At 43.3% G+C, this 17,075-nt stretch carries 16 protein-coding genes; 15 read left to right on the top strand and 1 reads right to left on the bottom strand.

The genetic code is table 11. The features are described 5' to 3' along the window. The first annotated feature begins 377 nt into the window (after positions 1–377). The 15 genes from ACO067_RS16430 to ACO067_RS16500 all read left to right on the top strand — a co-directional run bounded on the left by ACO067_RS16430 (position 378) and on the right by ACO067_RS16500 (position 13,326). Positions 378–3,635, top strand: coding sequence for a S41 family peptidase (locus tag ACO067_RS16430; RefSeq protein ID WP_421875959.1), 3,258 nt, complete (start codon positions 378–380; stop codon positions 3,633–3,635). Between the two features lie 237 nt (positions 3,636–3,872). Then, a complete protein-coding gene (locus ACO067_RS16435) occupies positions 3,873–4,250 on the top strand; it encodes a hypothetical protein (protein ID WP_421875961.1) in 378 nt (125 codons plus the stop codon). Between the two features lie 54 nt (positions 4,251–4,304). Then, positions 4,305–4,580 (top strand): helix-turn-helix domain-containing protein, encoded by a 276-nt coding sequence (locus ACO067_RS16440; protein WP_421875964.1) that lies wholly within the window; start codon positions 4,305–4,307, stop codon positions 4,578–4,580. After that, a complete protein-coding gene (locus ACO067_RS16445) occupies positions 4,577–5,803 on the top strand; it encodes a type II toxin-antitoxin system HipA family toxin (RefSeq protein ID WP_421875966.1) in 1,227 nt (408 codons plus the stop codon). Before ACO067_RS16440 ends, ACO067_RS16445 begins: the two co-directional genes overlap by 4 nt. Beyond that, positions 5,800–6,141: a hypothetical protein gene (locus tag ACO067_RS16450; protein WP_421875968.1), complete on the top strand. Its 342-nt coding sequence runs from the start codon at positions 5,800–5,802 to the stop codon at positions 6,139–6,141. Before ACO067_RS16445 ends, ACO067_RS16450 begins: the two co-directional genes overlap by 4 nt. A 96-nt stretch (positions 6,142–6,237) precedes the next feature. Continuing rightward, complete coding sequence (locus ACO067_RS16455) at positions 6,238–6,948, top strand: hypothetical protein (RefSeq protein ID WP_421875970.1); 711 nt, start codon at positions 6,238–6,240, stop codon at positions 6,946–6,948. A gap of 687 nt (positions 6,949–7,635) precedes the next feature. Further along, complete coding sequence (locus tag ACO067_RS16460) at positions 7,636–7,863, top strand: hypothetical protein (protein ID WP_421875972.1); 228 nt, start codon at positions 7,636–7,638, stop codon at positions 7,861–7,863. Positions 7,864–8,145: 282 nt separating this feature from the next. Continuing rightward, positions 8,146–8,331 carry a hypothetical protein gene (locus ACO067_RS16465; RefSeq protein ID WP_421875974.1) on the top strand — a complete coding sequence of 62 codons (186 nt, stop codon included), beginning with the start codon at positions 8,146–8,148 and terminating at the stop codon, positions 8,329–8,331. Beyond that, positions 8,328–8,699, top strand: a complete 372-nt coding sequence (locus tag ACO067_RS16470) for a type II toxin-antitoxin system death-on-curing family toxin (RefSeq protein WP_421875976.1) — start codon at positions 8,328–8,330, stop codon at positions 8,697–8,699. The genes ACO067_RS16465 and ACO067_RS16470 overlap by 4 nt, the downstream gene beginning before the upstream one ends. A 341-nt stretch (positions 8,700–9,040) precedes the next feature. Continuing rightward, a complete protein-coding gene (locus ACO067_RS16475; RefSeq protein WP_421875978.1) occupies positions 9,041–10,333 on the top strand; it encodes an AAA family ATPase in 1,293 nt (430 codons plus the stop codon). Beyond that, positions 10,333–11,211: a DUF4435 domain-containing protein gene (locus ACO067_RS16480; protein ID WP_421875980.1), complete on the top strand. Its 879-nt coding sequence runs from the start codon at positions 10,333–10,335 to the stop codon at positions 11,209–11,211. The genes ACO067_RS16475 and ACO067_RS16480 overlap by 1 nt, the downstream gene beginning before the upstream one ends. Before the next feature lie 189 nt (positions 11,212–11,400). Then, positions 11,401–11,925 (top strand): hypothetical protein, encoded by a 525-nt coding sequence (locus ACO067_RS16485; RefSeq protein WP_421875982.1) that lies wholly within the window; start codon positions 11,401–11,403, stop codon positions 11,923–11,925. 180 nt (positions 11,926–12,105) lie between these two features. Then, positions 12,106–12,441 (top strand): nucleotidyltransferase family protein, encoded by a 336-nt coding sequence (locus tag ACO067_RS16490; RefSeq protein ID WP_421875984.1) that lies wholly within the window; start codon positions 12,106–12,108, stop codon positions 12,439–12,441. A gap of 250 nt (positions 12,442–12,691) precedes the next feature. Continuing rightward, complete coding sequence (locus ACO067_RS16495) at positions 12,692–12,895, top strand: hypothetical protein (RefSeq protein ID WP_421875986.1); 204 nt, start codon at positions 12,692–12,694, stop codon at positions 12,893–12,895. Continuing rightward, positions 12,892–13,326: a putative toxin-antitoxin system toxin component, PIN family gene (locus tag ACO067_RS16500; protein ID WP_421875988.1), complete on the top strand. Its 435-nt coding sequence runs from the start codon at positions 12,892–12,894 to the stop codon at positions 13,324–13,326. Before ACO067_RS16495 ends, ACO067_RS16500 begins: the two co-directional genes overlap by 4 nt. Positions 13,327–13,447: 121 nt before the next feature. Here ACO067_RS16500 and ACO067_RS16505 read toward each other — a convergent pair whose 3' ends face one another. Further along, positions 13,448–17,068 (bottom strand): ABC transporter permease/M1 family aminopeptidase, encoded by a 3,621-nt coding sequence (locus ACO067_RS16505; protein ID WP_421875991.1) that lies wholly within the window; start codon positions 17,066–17,068, stop codon positions 13,448–13,450. Positions 17,069–17,075: the final 7 nt, after the last annotated feature.

Raw genomic sequence — 17,075 nt, forward strand, 5'->3', positions numbered from 1 at the left:
CCGAATGTCCATGGACAAGTTTGAGTAATGTCAAATCATTGACAAATGAACTTCTATCTACCAATTCGGGTTTAGAGTTTGTAGGATATGTGACATCCAAAAGGTAATTTCTTACGTATAGTAAATTACTGATTCACAATGCACTAAGTGTAATTCGAATGTGTGTTGTTATAAATGCCAAAGACATTCAAAATTTGGTGGGTTACTGATAAATAGGTTAGGTTAGGTTTGAAAATTCCCATCAATAGAAGCCCCGCCCGGATCAGCGGGGCTTTGCTTTTCCTCACATCCCAATAATCACCCGATCATTTAAAACCTTTTCGTCTTGCAGGTAAATTTTCTTAGCTTCTGCAATAAGAATCAAACCCATGTTACCTATGAAGAGGATTTTACTTTCGATTGCCATTACCATGGTAGTATTTACGCTATTTGCTCAGGGCACCAGGCTCTTGCGTGAGCCCACACTGTCTTCTGAGAGTGTAGTCTTTGTTTATGCCAACGATTTGTGGAAAGCGTCAGTGGAGGGAGGCGATGCGATTCGCCTAACGTCCAATGAAGGATATGAATCGTTACCTCATTTCTCTACCGATGAGCAATGGATTGCTTTTTCTGCAGAATATGATGGCAACACGGACGTATATGTCATCTCCGCCAACGGAGGATCTCCAAAAAGACTCACCTACCATCCTGGTGCAGATTATGTGCAAGGTTGGACGCCTGACGGCAAGGTGCTGTTTCGCTCGGCCCGAAACGCTCGGCCTACCCGGTTGAATCAATTGTTCACTGTAGGAATGGATGATGTGTTACCGAAGGCTGTAGACGTGCCGAGGGCTTCTTATGGTGAGATCTCACCAGATGGTCGATACATCGCTTACACACCCATCACTTTTTGGGATCCGGAGTGGCGCAATTATCGCGGTGGTCAGGCCATGCCAATCTGGATTGTCAATCTGGAGACCAAAGAACTGCAGCGCACCCCACAGCCGGATGATGAACGTCACCTCTATCCGGTTTGGATTGGTTCCAAAGTGTATTACCTCTCCGAACGCGATTATGCCAGCAATATTTGGAGCTATGATATCAACACCAAAGCAGAGGAGCAGATCACCTTTCACAAGCAATTTGATATCAAGAGCCTGGACGCAGCTGGGAATCAACTAGTCTACGAACAAGGAGGTTATCTCCATTTACTCAATCCACAAACGAAGGAATCCCAACAGCTCAACATCTCGGTAAAAGGAGATCTCAACTTCAGTAGAGAACACTGGGTGGATGTGACTGGCAATAATGTTTCTAATCCAAACCTTTCGCCGAAAGGCAAGCGTGCCATTTTCGAATACCGTGGAGACATTTTCACATTCCCGAAAGAGGAAGGAAGCTGGAGAAACCTAACGAAATCCAGTGGTGTAGCGGACCGATATCCTATTTGGTCGCCGAAAGGGGAGAAGGTGGCCTGGTTCTCAGATGCCACAGGTGAATATCAGCTAGTGGTGGCTGATCAGTATGGTCAGAACCAGAAGAGTTATCCGCTGAAAAACCCGACATTTTATTTTCAGCCCGACTGGTCTCCAGATGGCGAGAAGATCGTTTACACGGATACCGATTACAATATCTGGATGATCAACCTGACGACCGGTGCTGTGACCAAAGTAGATACGGATCGTTACGCTCACCCAAACAGAACCATGAACCCTGTGTGGTCACCCGATAGCCGGTATCTAACCTATGAAAAACAGCAGGATTCACATTTTAAGGCAATCTTTATCTATGACACACAAATTGCCAAAGCGTATCAGGTAACAGATGGAATTGCTGATGCAACTAGTCCGGTTTGGGATCAGTCTGGTGAGTATCTCTATTTTCTGGCCAGTACAGACTATGGGTTGAATTCCGGTTGGTTAGATATGAGTTCGTATGACCCTCAAATTACAAGAAGTCTTTATGCATTGGTACTGAAAAAGGATGGGAAAGCACCCAATCTGCCTAAGAGCGACGAGGAGAGTGCCGAGAAGCCAAAAGAGGAGGATAAAGGCAAAGACAAAAAGGATAAAGGCGGAGAGTCTGTCGAATCTGCTAAGCCTATCAGTATTGACTTTTCAGGGATTGTCAACCGAGCAGTAGCGATGGATTTGCCAGCCAGGAATTATCTGTTTTTAGCACCATCCGTGAAGAATAACCTGTTCGTAGCTGAAGCCATTCCCAATGAAAGAGGAGTGAAAGTACACAGCTATGACGTAGAGAAGCAAGAGGCTGAGGAGTATACCTCAGGTGTTTCCAGCATGGTCATCTCAGCCGATCGGGAATCCGCATTATTTCAGTCGGGCGGATCTTGGAGTATTTCAGGAACCAAGGGAAAACCCAAAGGAGAGGATAAGATCAGCGTTTCTGCACAAATGAAGGTGGTTCCAGAAGAGGAGTATACGCAGATATTCAAGGAAGGCTGGCGCTACATGCGAGACTTCTTGTATGTGGACAATGTGCACGGAGCGCCATGGGATCAGGTATGGGAGTGGTATTCACCATGGCTGAAAGATGTAAAACACCGCACCGACCTCAACTATCTGGTAGATATCCTGAGTGGAGAGGTGGCCGTAGGGCACTCGTACGTTTCTGGAGGAGACATGCCTGATGTAGATAATGTACCAATAGGCTTGCTAGGAGCTGATTACAGTATTGAAAATGGTGGCTATCGTATCGCTAAGATTTATTCGGGTGAGAATTGGAATCCAGGTTTAGAAGCTCCGTTGGGTCTACCAGGATTGGGTGTTAATGTGGGAGATTATTTAGTAGCTATCAATGGCACGCCATTAACTTCCAAAAACAGCATTTACGACCTTATGCAGCAAACTGCAGGTAGGACCATCACCATATCCGTCAACAGTCAGCCGGGAATGGCCGGAGCGAAAAGCGTGAATGTGAAGCCGGTGAGCAATGAATATCAGCTGCGGTATACTGACTGGGTAGATGGCAATCGTAGAAAAGTAGATGAGCTATCTGGTGGCAAGCTCGCGTATGTTTACATCCCCAACACTGGTGGCGGAGGTTTCACTAGTTTCAATCGCTACTATTTCTCACAGCAGGACAAAAAAGGTGTGGTGCTGGATGAGCGAAACAATGGCGGAGGCTCGGCTGCCGACTACATGATCGATATTTTGACCAGAGAGCCTGTGGGGTATTTCAACAGCAAAGCCAATGACAGACGTCCATGGACCAGCCCGATTTCCGGGATTTGGGGACCCAAGGTCATGCTGATCAATGAACGCTCCGGGTCAGGGGGTGATTTACTTCCTTACATGTTTAAGTTCAAGGATATTGGACCGTTGATTGGAACCAGAACGTGGGGAGGACTTGTCGGTACCTGGGATACACCTCGATTCATCGATGGAGGACGCATGGTGGCTCCTCGCGGAGGCTTCTATGATGTGAATGGCGAGTGGGCTGTAGAAGGTGAAGGAATTGCGCCGGACATTGAAGTCATACAGGATCCAAAATTAGTGCTGGAGGGCAAAGACCCACAACTGGAAAAAGCTGTGGAGGAGGCTCTGAAGTTGCTTAAAACACAAGAATTCAAGCTTCAGCAGGAGCCAGCTCCACCAGTTCGTTGGAAACGGCCAGAGGGCTGGGATCAGGAATAATTTCATCGTGCCATCTCAAAAGTGATGAAAAGTGTCAAGCTGAGGCACTCGAAGCCTATTTCCAAATGGAAATCCCATTAAGAGAACCCTGCCTAATCGGCAATGCTGGCTTAGTATGACACAGATTGATTCAACAGGGCTTTTGAGATGGCTTTTATTTTCTGATATGTAAGAGATGAAACCCAAGAAAGCCTCGACTGGGAACAGTTGAGGCTTTTTGTTGTTGACTGGTTAGATATGAAGCCTAAAAAACTTTTCCTCATCGATAGCGCCGGAGCAATTCTGTCTGCATTTATGCTAGGTGTAGTTCTGGTCAGGATGGAGCACATTTTTGGTATGCCTCCAGAAGTTCTCTATACCTTATCCGCAGTAGCTTCTTTGTTATTCTTGTATTCTTTTACTTGCTATTGGAAAGTTCGAGAGAACCCAAGGCCCTTCCTGCAGTTTATCGCCATTGCGAACTTTAGTTATTGCATCGCAACTCTCGTATTAGTCGTGCACTTCATTGGAGAACTTAGCAATTACGGCATTTTCTATTTTGCCGGAGAAGCACTCGTTGTTATGATTTTAACTCTGGTGGAGTTCAGAACAAGCTTATTGCTTAATAATGGATAATATATTATCTATTTAGGCTGAAAATAGGTATATTTGGATAATATATTATCCATCATGATGTTAAAACTACCATCAGAAGTCTTAGAGGAAATCGCTACACGAGCGAAGAAAAAGCGACAAGCGCAAAAGCTGTCACAGCAGGACCTTGCTGATAAGTCGGGAGTCTCGTTTGGAAGTGTTAAACGGTTCGAAACGACGGGCAAGATCTCTATGGAGTCACTTCTTCAAATTGCGGTGGTACTGGATAGTTTGGAAGACTTTGATCTGCTTTTCAAAGCTGATGCGACTCCACGTTCCCTGGATGACATCCTTAAATCCAGTAGGCGATGAAACTAAATCCAGTAAATACACTCAATGTAGCCATCCACCTGAGCGGAGAATCGATTCCGCTCGGAAGACTCGCCCTTTTTCGCGGAAAAATCTACTTTGAGTACGATCCTGAATTCCTTCGTCGAGGTTTAGCGATTTCTCCATTCAAGCTTCCCCTACGGACTGGAGCTCAGTCCACCGAGGATTTGGTGTTTGATGGACTGCATGGCGTGTTTAACGACTCATTGCCGGATGGCTGGGGTCGGTTGCTGCTCGACCGGGCCGTGCAGGCTAGAGGCGTGGCGCATCAAAGTCTCACACCTCTCGATCGGTTGGCGCATGTGGGAGTAAATGCCATGGGCGCATTGTCCTACACTCCTGACCATTCAGAGGTTAGCGGTCAGGGAGTACTCAACCTGTCAGTAATAGCGCAGGAGGTCCACAAGGTGATGGAAGGAGAGTCTACCGAACTGCTCAGTGAGCTGCTGGAGCTTGGGGGTAGCAGTGCCGGGGCACGCCCCAAAGTACTGGTGGGCTACCATCCGAAGGAAGAACGTATTATTCACGGCGTTGCGGATCTGCCGGCAGGCTATGAGCACTGGATGATCAAGTTTCCTTCATCCCTGGATCAAAAAGATATAGCCGCCATCGAATATGCCTATGCAATGATGGCTGGTGCTGCTGGTGTGGAGGTGCCAGAAACCCAATTGTTTGAGTCAGGAGGTCAGCGGTATTTTGGAGTGAAGCGATTTGACCGGGAGGGGAACCGGCGGGTGCACATGCACACGGCAGCAGGTTTGCTCCATGCGGATCATCGCGTGCCCAGCCTGGATTACGAAAACCTGATGCGCTGTGCGCTGGCCTTGACTAAAGACATGACGGAAGTTTCCAACGTTTTTCGATTGGCGGCTTTCAATGTCTTTGCCCACAACCGGGACGACCACAGCAAGAATTTCTCATTTCTTATGGATGAGGATGGAAACTGGACCTTTGCTCCGGCATATGACTTGACTTTTTCGTATGGTCCTGGTCGGGAGCATTCCTCCATGGTGATGGGTGAGGGCAGAAATCCAGGTACTGCACAGTTGAAAAATCTGGGAGCTAAATTCCAGATCAAGAAAGCAGCTGAAATCCTGGAGGAGGTTCGGGAAGGAGTGAGCCTGTGGGGCCAACTGGCTGATCGGGCAGGAGTGGGAGCAGAGTCCAAATCAATTATCCAGAATGCTTTAAATTCGATCCGATGAAACAGCCCGACAAGCCTTACCTGAAGCGATCATTTACCCCACCTGAGTTAATAGTGGGTGCAGTGATCTCCGCATTGGTGATCTTATTCTTTCTGGTTTACAAAGACATTCAGGGGTGGGAGTGGACCCCGCTGGGATATGCCTGGCGTATAGCAGCCATGATTCCCTATGGCTTTGGTGTCGTGGTAGGGGCACGGTTTTACTTCATGCTCATTGAAAAGATGGATGGTAACATGCTCCGCATTCCTTTGCTGATTTTTTATGTGCCGCTGGTTGCTTACAGTGGCTGGCTGCTTTTTCTAGTGAAGGGATATGCCGTGGTGACGCGGGAGGAGTAAGATGTGATGCCTCACATAGATCCTTTATAATGTAGGGAGTTATCTACAAAGCCCTATCTTACGCACTCAAACCATAATTTTTAAATTACATAATCTATGAAAAATTCGATTCGAATTGCATTGTCTTTATGTCTTGTAATGGTAGGTCTTACTGCTAGTGCGCAAGATTTTTTATCTCCATCTTTTGCCTTTTCACACAGTGAAACAGCTTATCTCACGCTCACCGATGGTAGTGAGTTGGAATGTACGGTGGATAAGATCAAGCGTAAAAAAGGACTGATCAAATACATCAGAGTGGAAGTGGACGGTGTGGAGCGCGAGTTGAGTCCGGCTGAAGTGAGCTCTATGTATCTGCCTCCAAACGCATTGGATCAAATGTCGAAGGCTGCGGACTTTTTGAGTGATGCTAACAAGTGGACCAATGAGAAATTAGACCAGGATTTGCTCAACCAGGGGTTGGTGTATTTCGAACAGGCCGAAGTACAAATCAAAAAGAAGAAAACAATGACCATGCTGATGCAGCTGCTCAACCCTTCATTTAGTGGTGGAGTGAAAGTGTATCATGACCCATTTGCCAAGGAATCTGCATCAGTAGGAGTAGGAGGTATAAAAGTGGCCGGTGGTAATGCAAAGTCGTACTTTGTGCTAAAAGGCGATGGTCCAGCGGTCAACTTTGAAAAGAAGAAATACAAGAAAGTATACGAAGAGTTTTGGTCGGACTGTGAGCCAGTATTGAATGCTGAGAGAACTGGATGGGGCAATTTCAACGAGCACGTGTTCCAGTATGATCAGGAGTGTGCGAAGTAATCCTCCAAAACGGATAGATTGAGAAAGCCCAGCCATTTGGTTGGGCTTTTTTACTGGGCATTATTGCTCTAAAACCTCAATCTTTTTAGTACTAATTCTATATTAGTAGTATTGTATGCTACTATTAGGTAAATTTTACTAAAGTGCGAGCCAGGGAATACATGTAAAAACATGAACGTATGAAGTTGAGACAAAATAAGCGCATCCAGAAAATAGTGTTTGCACTGACTTTTCTAACAGTTTTCTTAGTCTCATTGAAGTTGTTCAGTGATTGGGAGCACTTTAAAGCTGGAATTGTTGCTGCTGTTTTTTAGCCAACTCGGAGTAAAATGGAAAAGTTACCAAACATCCTTGTGAAGTATTATTTGAGGTGTTTTTAAAGCTGTTGTTTTGGGTATTCTGATGAAGCAGGTAGCCGTTTTATTTACATTATTAACTAATCTACTACTTTTTCCAAGTTGTTATTCTCAGGATGGGCTAGCAGAACCTTTGAATTCGTCAAACTATGAATATCTGATTTTTGGACAATACTCTAATGACCAAAATTCAAGATATAAACAACTGTATAGACTCGAGAATGATTCTGTTTATCTTCACTTTAAAGGAGGTCAGTATTATAACTGGAGTCAGAAAAAATGGGTCGATGGTAATAACTTAATTAACCTACCATTAACTGACTCAACACATTTGAGTGCTATCCCATTGATCAAGAGGGTTCCCAACCTAATTTTCCAACTCAATGATTCAATTGTTGGGAATGGAGATATTAATAGCAAGGGATTATTCATTGAAATCGGAAATGATAATGGAAAACGAATCTGGCGAATCAACAGGTTTGACCATTCGCTTACTGGAACAACCAAATCAATAGTGGATCTCCTGGATGAGGCGTTCAATATTTTCGACCCAGAGTGACACAAGATGCTGGAACTAACAGTGAATTGCGTAGGTCGATGAGCTGATTTCTCTGCTAATCCCCTCATAATCCTATTTTTTCACCGATCTCTCTTCCCCGCTTTTAGGGATTTAGATGACATGTACCGACATCCGTTGTGTGGTCAGGGGAAAAGGGGTATTTTGGGTAGAAGCTAAAAGACTTCAGGCGCATTAGTGTTCCGAAGCTTCGGAACGTTCTGTCCCATCATTACTCAAATACTACTCAGAACAGATTTCTTGCGATTTTCGTATCTTTGATCAATGAGCAGAGAAGAAGTAAAAACGGCCATTAACCAACTCTTAGATCAGACTCCTGAACATGTACTTCAAGAGGTATTTGATTATCTACAATCTGTTCAGGGCAAGTCTGAAGAGTCTTCAACGGCTCAGAATCTGAGAAAAATTCTATCAGAAGACAATGAGCTGCTTAAAAGGCTGGCTCAATGATCTCTAAGAAAGAAGTCTTAGCAATTCATTCAATACTTATAGAACAATTCGGAGGGTCCAATGGAGTAAGAGATCAAGGCCTATTAGAATCGGCAATTGAAAGACCCTTTCAAACCTTTGATGGGAAGGAATTGTATCCTGATTCCACTGAAAAAGCAGCTGCGATCTTAGAAAGTATCGTTAAAAATCACCCGTTTATTGATGGTAACAAACGAACAGGATATGTATTAGCGAGACTATTGCTTATGAACAACAATCGGGATATAGAGGCAACAGAAGATCAGAAGTATGAACTGGTCATTGGTATTTCAACCGGTGAGTTGGGCTACGAAGCAATTAAACAGTGGATTAAAAATCACTCAAGTTAATTGCCGCAGGTGGAGTCACCTGTCACATCAGAACCTCGGGAGAGAACATCAAATGTCTCCAAAAGCATTATCCCCACATAATCCTATTTTTTCACGGATTACTCTTCCCCTCTTTTAGGGATTTTGATGGCGTGCACCGATATCCGTTGTGTGGTTAGGGGAAATGGGGTATTTTAGAAAAGAAAGTGGTAGTTAGTACCGTTAATAATCGGTTATCGACTGATATAACGCTGATTATCAATAGTTTAATAAATAAATAAACTACAAGCTATAAATAGAATATGCGCATGAAGGTGCACATATCATGTTGTTGGGCACTATTCACTGCGTAAATCAAGAATATGAATTATATAGATTATGTAAAGATCGAAGGCTTTTGGGGAGACAAGACCATAGAAATTGATTTCGAAAGAGACATTAATTTCCTCATTGGTGTGAACGGTTCAGGAAAAACTACTTTCATAAATCTTGTCGCGGCAGCATTGAATCTTGACTTTCCTACGCTTGACAGATTTCAATACCAGAAAATCCACGTCCGTCTTCGAAGTTTTGAAGAGAAGAAATTTAAACCTTACATCGAAGTAGAAAAACTTAAGGATGAACGAACTCCGTATCCTAGGATAATTTTTCGAATCAAGACGAGTGCGAAAGATGGAATCAAAGAATATCCTTTGAATGAAATAGAAGAAGAAAACCTCTTTAGATATCAAGGAGATTTGGCTTACAGGCGGAGGGTTGGAAGAAGAAGAGATTATGATGAAGATATATTTCAACAGATTAGAGATCTAATAAATATTAGTTGGTTATCTATTCACAGGACAAACAGTCCGAACAGAAACCAAAGCCACGATAGCAGTTTTGAATCATCAGTTGATCAAAAGATAGATGAGCTTTCCAATTCTTTCCTAAGGTATTTTTCAGTATTACAAAGCAAAGCCGCAAATGAATCTGAATCATTCCAGCGGTATATTTTCTTGTCTCTTTTGGCAGATGAAAGTGAACAACAAATATTCAGCGTACTTCATACCATTAAATCAGATGATGAGAAAAAATATTTAAAGGAAATATTTTCAGAATTCAATCTTCCTGAGCGGATGTATCAAGACAAGCTTGAACATCACTTTAATTCATATGATTCCTCAATAGAGAAATTGAAACAAGAAAAGGCTTTGAACATCAATGATCTTTCATTTTTGATCGGAACTAGAAGAATTCATACTATTGTCCAAAAATGGTCCGAACTGATTACTAAGCAAAATGAAATTTTCAAATTCAGAGATACCTTCTTAGATGTTGTGAATAGTCTACTCAAAAGAAAACAGCTTGTTTTTTCTGATCGCAACGAACTACTCATTGAAACAGATAGTGGTAAGACCTTTGGTCTAAAAAAGCTATCATCCGGAGAAAAGCAATTAATTATAATACTTGGAGAGACTCTTTTACAACAAGCTTCGCCACATATCTATATAGCTGACGAACCAGAATTGTCATTACATGTAGATTGGCAAGAGAGATTGGTTGGCAGTTTGAAAAGTATAAATCCGAATTCTCAGATTCTTTTTGCCACTCATTCTCCTGACATTGTTAGCAGCTATACTCACTCAGTTATTAGAATAGAAGACCATATTAAATAATGAGTTTTTTAAGAACACCATCAGGCCTCAATAATCAACACGTTTTTTATAATGTAGATGCAGTTGTATATGTTGAAGGAGGGAAAACTAGCTGGAACAAATCAGATGTTTATGCAGGAAATCATAATGATGAATCAATTGACATTGTCTATTGGAGACAAATATTCGAAAAGTTTCGTAATGATTTAAACTTAAAGTTTAAAGCAGTTGGGTCTAAAAATACTGTAAGCTCTATTGCGCTGGACATCTCTCAACATAATCTTTCTAATGTTATTGCAGCAATGGATTCAGAGTTTGATCAAATCTTTAATAAGGTGACTTCTCATGATAATATCATTTACACTAAGGGATATAGCTGGGAAAATGATGCTTGGAACTCGAATATACTGGTAGAAATTATTAGAGATATTTCAGGTGAGCCAATAGATAACAACCTAGTGGAAAATGCCGTTGATCGTTTCTTCAAGGATGTTAAAATTGGGGTTTATGCAGATGCATACCTGTTTAAAAAAGGTAAATCGTTTTTTCCTAGACAAGGACATATGAAATGTGTTTGCTGTGACTTAACAGTAGTCCCAGAGGTTCAGAAGCCCTTTATTGGAACTTTAATAACTCAGAAAGGTCTAAGACGAGCAAACCTTTATTCATTTGGGTCGAGGTATAAAATAGAGCCAAATGAATTATGTTATGGACACCTTCTTAGCGATTATTTTTTTCATCTAGTCAGATACATTTCTCAAGTTGTACTTAAGATCAAGATTATTCATAAGGAACTTTTGGAACGATTTGCCATAACAAAATTTATTTCAAGGATGCCAACCAGCTATCGAACTTATTATGCGAACTGCTTAAACAACACAGTGCCCAACAAAAACTAAAATGAATATACGAACTGAGCCATCTGACATGACAATGCAAGTAGGAAATTTAGTTGCTTTTGGAGATGTCGTCATTAGGAAGATAAAAACTAAAATATCAAAATGGCTGATAACTTAAATGAACGCCCATTAAACAAAATATGGGCGTCTCCATACGAACTGAGCCTTGAATGTATCTAATTGTATGTCATGGAAAATAATGAACTGATCTTAATAGGAGCTTCTGTTCTAGCAGCACATAGAATTGAATTTCTAACACAGGGACTTGTTGCTCATTTTAAAAATCTTCCAGAACACAAACAATTCAAGAACCTTAATCCAAGAGTTTTCTTGGATGATACTGAGTCCAATAAAAAACTTAGAAGGCAAACTTTAGGACAAATCTTTCGGATATTGAGTGAAGAGTCGAGCTCTCTAACTTTGATAGATGAGTTGGATAAATACTTGCAGAAAAGGAACTTGCTAATACATGATTTCTGGAGAACATATTATCGCAATAACAATGACTATCTCATATCCTCTGAACCTGTAGAATTTTGTAAGACATTTTTAGAACACTCTGCCAAATTAGAAGATTTTTTTAAAGGGTTATTGTATCTAATAGCGAGTCACATAGCTAACTTGAATAATCACGATATTCCAAGAAGTATATCTTCCTACAAAAAGCATAGTAACTATTTCCGAATCTGCCTACAGCGGAAAAAGTTGATTTAATAAACATTGGCATGTCACACAAGCTGGAGAATGTTTATCCATTTCAGCAATTTGTCGCTTCAGAGATTCCACTCAAATAGGGTGATTTCTGGTTCAATAAAAAAAGCCGTCTCCCGACGGCTTCTTCATTTCTAATAAAATCCTGACAGATCGGAGGGACCTGCCAGGATTAGTTGACTAATGATGAAATCAACTTACAATCAGAGCAATTCGTATATTTGTAGTATGTCCAGTCAAGAAGAACTTTTGGAGCGTTTGCATGAATTGAAGGAGAGGCTAACCAGGACTTACCCCATTTCTTCTTTCGCACTTTTTGGTTCTTATGCCAGATCGGAGCAAACACCTGAGAGCGATATCGACTTATTGGTGGAGCTGAATGGAAAGATTGGTTCGGGATTCATCAATCTGGCGGAGGATCTTGAATCAGAGTTAGGACAAAAAGTAGATTTGGTTTCGAAGAAGGGGATCAAACCCCGATACCTAAAAGCAATAGAATCGGAACTGATATATGTCTAAGCGAGATAATCAACTTCTCATTCAGGACATGCTTGAAGCAGCAAATAAGATTGTTGATTACACTGACGTCCACTTTATGGTTGGCACCCCATCTAGCGTAAAGGTGTTCCTCTTGAGTTGCTTGGTGCTTTTGCAGGTAGATCAGGCTGTCCTTGCCATCACTTCCTTCTGCAATCACCCCCAATGATAGAACATGGATTAATATCCTTTCATACCGAACTCTTCTCAATAGGAATTCGTAAATTTGGTTATGGACATTCAAAGAACAGATAGTGAAATTCTCGTCAGGCTCCCGGCCAACGTTGATACGCTTGGGCTTCAGCGGATGATCGATTATCTCAAGTACAAAGAAGCAACCGCTGAGAGCAGGGTTGATCAGACCGAAATAGATAAACTGGCAAAAGAATCCAAGACAAATTGGTGGAAGGAAAACAGGCACCGATTTGTTAAATGAGGGTAGTTGTAGATACCAATATCGTATTTAGTGCCATCCTGAATTCAAATGGACTAATAGGAGAGCTTCTTTTTAATTCAGAAGATCAGTTTGAATTCTTCTCGTCGGAATTCATTATTGATGAACTGACAAAATACAAAACCAAACTTCAGGCTCTAACCAAAATGTCTGAGGTTAAGCTTGATGTTTCGATTGATCAGGTTATGAAGAAGATAGACCTCATTTCATCCGAAGCACTTTCTGAAATTCACTGGCATAGGGCTTATGAATTGGTAGCTGATGTGGATGAAAATGATACTCCATTTCTCGCAACAGCCATTAGTATAGAGGCAACCATTTGGACAGGTGATAAAAAACTGATCAACGGATTGAGAGCGAAAGGATTTCAAGACATTTACTCAACAGCAGAACTTTTCGAAATCAGAAAATAATTTGAAGAACCTCAAATGGCCTCCACATATTTTCTAGCGAGAACAAAAAAGCCGTCTCCCGACGGCTTCTTCATTTCTAGTAAAATCCTGACAGATCGGAGAGACCTGCCAGGATTCCTTTCTATATCGCTTCTTCTTCCTTCTCTGTAACGGTTTTCACGTTATCCTTCGGATTGCGGTCGATCAGCTTGTTGATCGGGTCAATGCCCGCTTTGGCTGGTTTCGCTCCCACAGTGATCGTGAAGGTATTTTCCTCCTGCGTGATTTGGTGCTTTTGCAAGTAGATCAGGCTGTCCTTGCCATCACTGCCTTCTGCAAACACTCCAATGTCGATCCAGTCTTTCAGCTCCTGTGCTTCTTCGTTCCCCTGGCTATCCGCCTGGTACTTGATCGTACTCACGGTTAAGTCCACGAGATACTCGTCATCAGACACTTTTTCGTACTCGGCCTCAGTGGTCTTGTTCTCAAACAAAGTGATCGTCTCAAACATGTCCGTGATGATGTACTGCAAGCTGTCAGGTGTTACCTCGCGGTAGTAGCTGATCAGGTCCTTACTCGTTGGGTACGGCGCATCTTTAAACGCCCAGTCCTGGTTGAAGCGCTTTAGTGCCGCATTCACACTGTCTTCTCCAATGTAGTCCTGGAGCGCATACATCACTAATGATCCTTTGCGGTAGTGAATGTAGCCCTGACCTTCCACCTGGTAGAGCGGCATTTCCTTCTTCTGCTCAAAGGTTCTTCCCATCAAGTAAGAATTCAGCTCGTGCTTTAAGAACTCCTTGATGATCTCCGGCTTGAAGTTTTTCTTCATCACCATCAGTGCCGAGTACTGCGAAAGCGTTTCGGAAAGCATCGCATTTCCTTTCACGCCTGCTTCGGTTACCTGATGTCCCCACCACTGGTGAGCTACCTCGTGAGCCGTCACGTAAAATGGCAGGTCCACATCGTTGGTCTTGATCTGCTGGATGAATCCAATGCCTTCGGAAAACGGAACCGTATTGGCAAACGACTGGGCAAATGAGCGGTACTTTGGAAACTCCATGATGCGCAGCTGACGAAACTGATACGGGCTGAAGTTGTTGGTGTAATACGTCAGCGCCTCCTTCATACCGTTCATCATTCGCTCGGTGTTGTACTCGTGGCCTTTGTTGTAGTAGATCTCCAGGTTCACTTCTGGCAAGGTATCCACTGGAGGTTGCCAGGTGTCTTTGATGACCTCATAGTCGGCCGAGACGATGGAGTAGAAGTTGACCATCGGCGTATCCATCTTGTAGTGGTAGTACACCCGGTCGCCTTCGTATCGCTTGTCCTGCAGGTATCCCGGAGCGATCGCAATCTGGCTGCTATCCGTACTGATCTTCACTTCGAAGCTGATCTTATCGGCATCATCCCCAAACAAGCTTTGTGCAATCCCACGCGGGTCGTCTGTTTCCATCATGCGCTCCTTCACTTCCAGGTCCTGTTCTTTGCGGTCGTCATCACTGCCCAGCTCAAAACCGCTGTTGTAGCCGATACTCGGGAAGTAAGACGTGTTGTTGAAGAACGTACCATTGTAAATCACATCGGTATTGGACCCGCTTTCTTTAAAACCAACCGTGGTAAATGTCACATCAAAATTCATTTTGACCGAATCACCCGGAGCAAGTGGATTGTCCAGATTGAAAATCACATACTTGAAATCATCATACGACGTATCCACGCTGAACCCACCTTCAAATGACAGGTTGGTTTCTAGTTGTCCATCTACACTTTTCTGAATGTGGATTTGATCGATGGTCTCGGTGCTCTTATTTTTCAACACATAGTATCCTGCCGCTTTAAAATCCCTGGTTTTGGGAAACAAGTCTACTTCCACATACGTGTCAATGATCTTCGGCTGGGCGATCCATTCATATTGATTGAGTGTACGTTCGTATCGTGCACGATCAGCCTTTCCGTCATCTGAATTCTGGTATTCGTTCAGTACGTTCGTATTGTAATAGATGAAAGCACCACTTCCGGCAAAGACGATCAGTGCACCCACGATGGTGATCAATGCATTTTTAGTCAATCGCTGCTTCCCAAGCTTTAGGCGAACGATGAAGCTCGAATCGATACCACGCACGGTAAATAGAATGGCCACTGCATAGAACACAGCCGCCAGACCAAACCAGTACAGGTTGAACCAGGAGAACGGAGTGAGGTAATGACCATATTGGTTCATCTCGGAGTAATTGCCCACAGAAGCCCGGCCGAAGTAGAACATCGCATGTTCGATTCCTACCTCACTCAGCACGATCATGGAGATGTAAAAGGCAAACATCAGCCCAAATCCAACGAATTTGTGATTGACCAATGCCTGGATGAATAGACCCAAAATCAGATACAAGATCATCAGCAGGAGGGTGTCTCCAAAAAGGTCCGTGAGGTACACGTTCCATTCGATCACCGGATAGCCTTTGATTAGCTGAATGAGGATTCCACAGGTCATCAGCATGATCAGAATGAAAATACTCATCAGCACCATGCCCAAAAACTTGCTAGCCATGCTCACATAGTTGGGGAAGGGTAGCGCATCGTAGATCAGGTTCATTTTTACATCGCGCTCTTTCCAGACGATCTCACCGGTGTAGAAGACGGTGATGATGATAAAGAACAGATTGAAGATGCCGATCATGTCCACAGCCCGGCTAGAGGTCATGTACAATTCAATGTCGTACGCACCCGTACCACCGACAAAGGCAATCACAAAGACAAATGCCACTCCGGCTAGAGCGATGGAGATAAAAGGGACTTGCTTCACGATCCATCGGAAATAGAACCATGATAGGCTGCGGATCTGGGTGATCTGGGCAGACAGTCCAAAGATCTGCTGCACCGCAGGTGTTTCGATGATCTGATCTTTCAGTTCTCTCTCTGCTCTGGAACCTTTTTTCTTTGTTTTCCTGCTGGCGTTACCAGCCAACTGGAAGTTGAATCGGATGAAAAGGAAGACCAAAGATGCGATACCCACTGCTCCCCAGATCAGTCGGTTATAGAGAATGAAATCAGAGAATGGAATAAACTGGCTGTTTTGCTCAGCCACGGTCCAGTACTGGGTAGTCACCGCCAGAGCCCCGAATCCAAATGGATCCAACAATGCGGCAAGGTTTTGGTTGTCCAATTCGGCAAGGAACGTTTGAGCCACCAGGTAGCCCATAAAGAGGATAATTCCCTGAGCGTAAACCACAGTCATCCGTTTGCCTAGTGATCCACCTAGAAAGAAGATGGCACTAAAGATGAATAGGTTGGGTAGGACAAAGACCACATAAGGATTCCAGTAGTACATGAAATTGAAAGCCATCAGGTTGTCCATATTGTCTTTCCACGGCCACTGGAATGCCTGGCCAAACATGGTTCCAAATAGCAATCCAGAAGAAATCAACAGGACAATGATGAACGAACCGATGAACTTGCCACTTAGGTACTGCCATTTGCTGACAGGCGTGGTGAAGACCATGGAGTCAGTTTTGTGTTCAAAGTCCCGCAGTACGGGTACGCCCATGACCGCTGAAGTAATGAAAATGGCGAAGATCATGATCGCCAGCATGAGTGCTGTGATGACCACAGGGGCGTTTTCCATCACCTTTCCGCCGCTGCCTCCTGCACGGACCACATCAGTGGCTGTAGCAAGGAAAGACATCAGGAAGACAATGAGAAAGTATATGTATGTCACCGGTCGGTTAAACCGGTAGTTAAGTTCAAATTTGATAAACTCTAGCATGATGAAG

It is taken from the genome of Marinoscillum sp. (assembly GCF_965229915.1).
GTDB lineage: Bacteria > Bacteroidota > Bacteroidia > Cytophagales > Cyclobacteriaceae > Marinoscillum.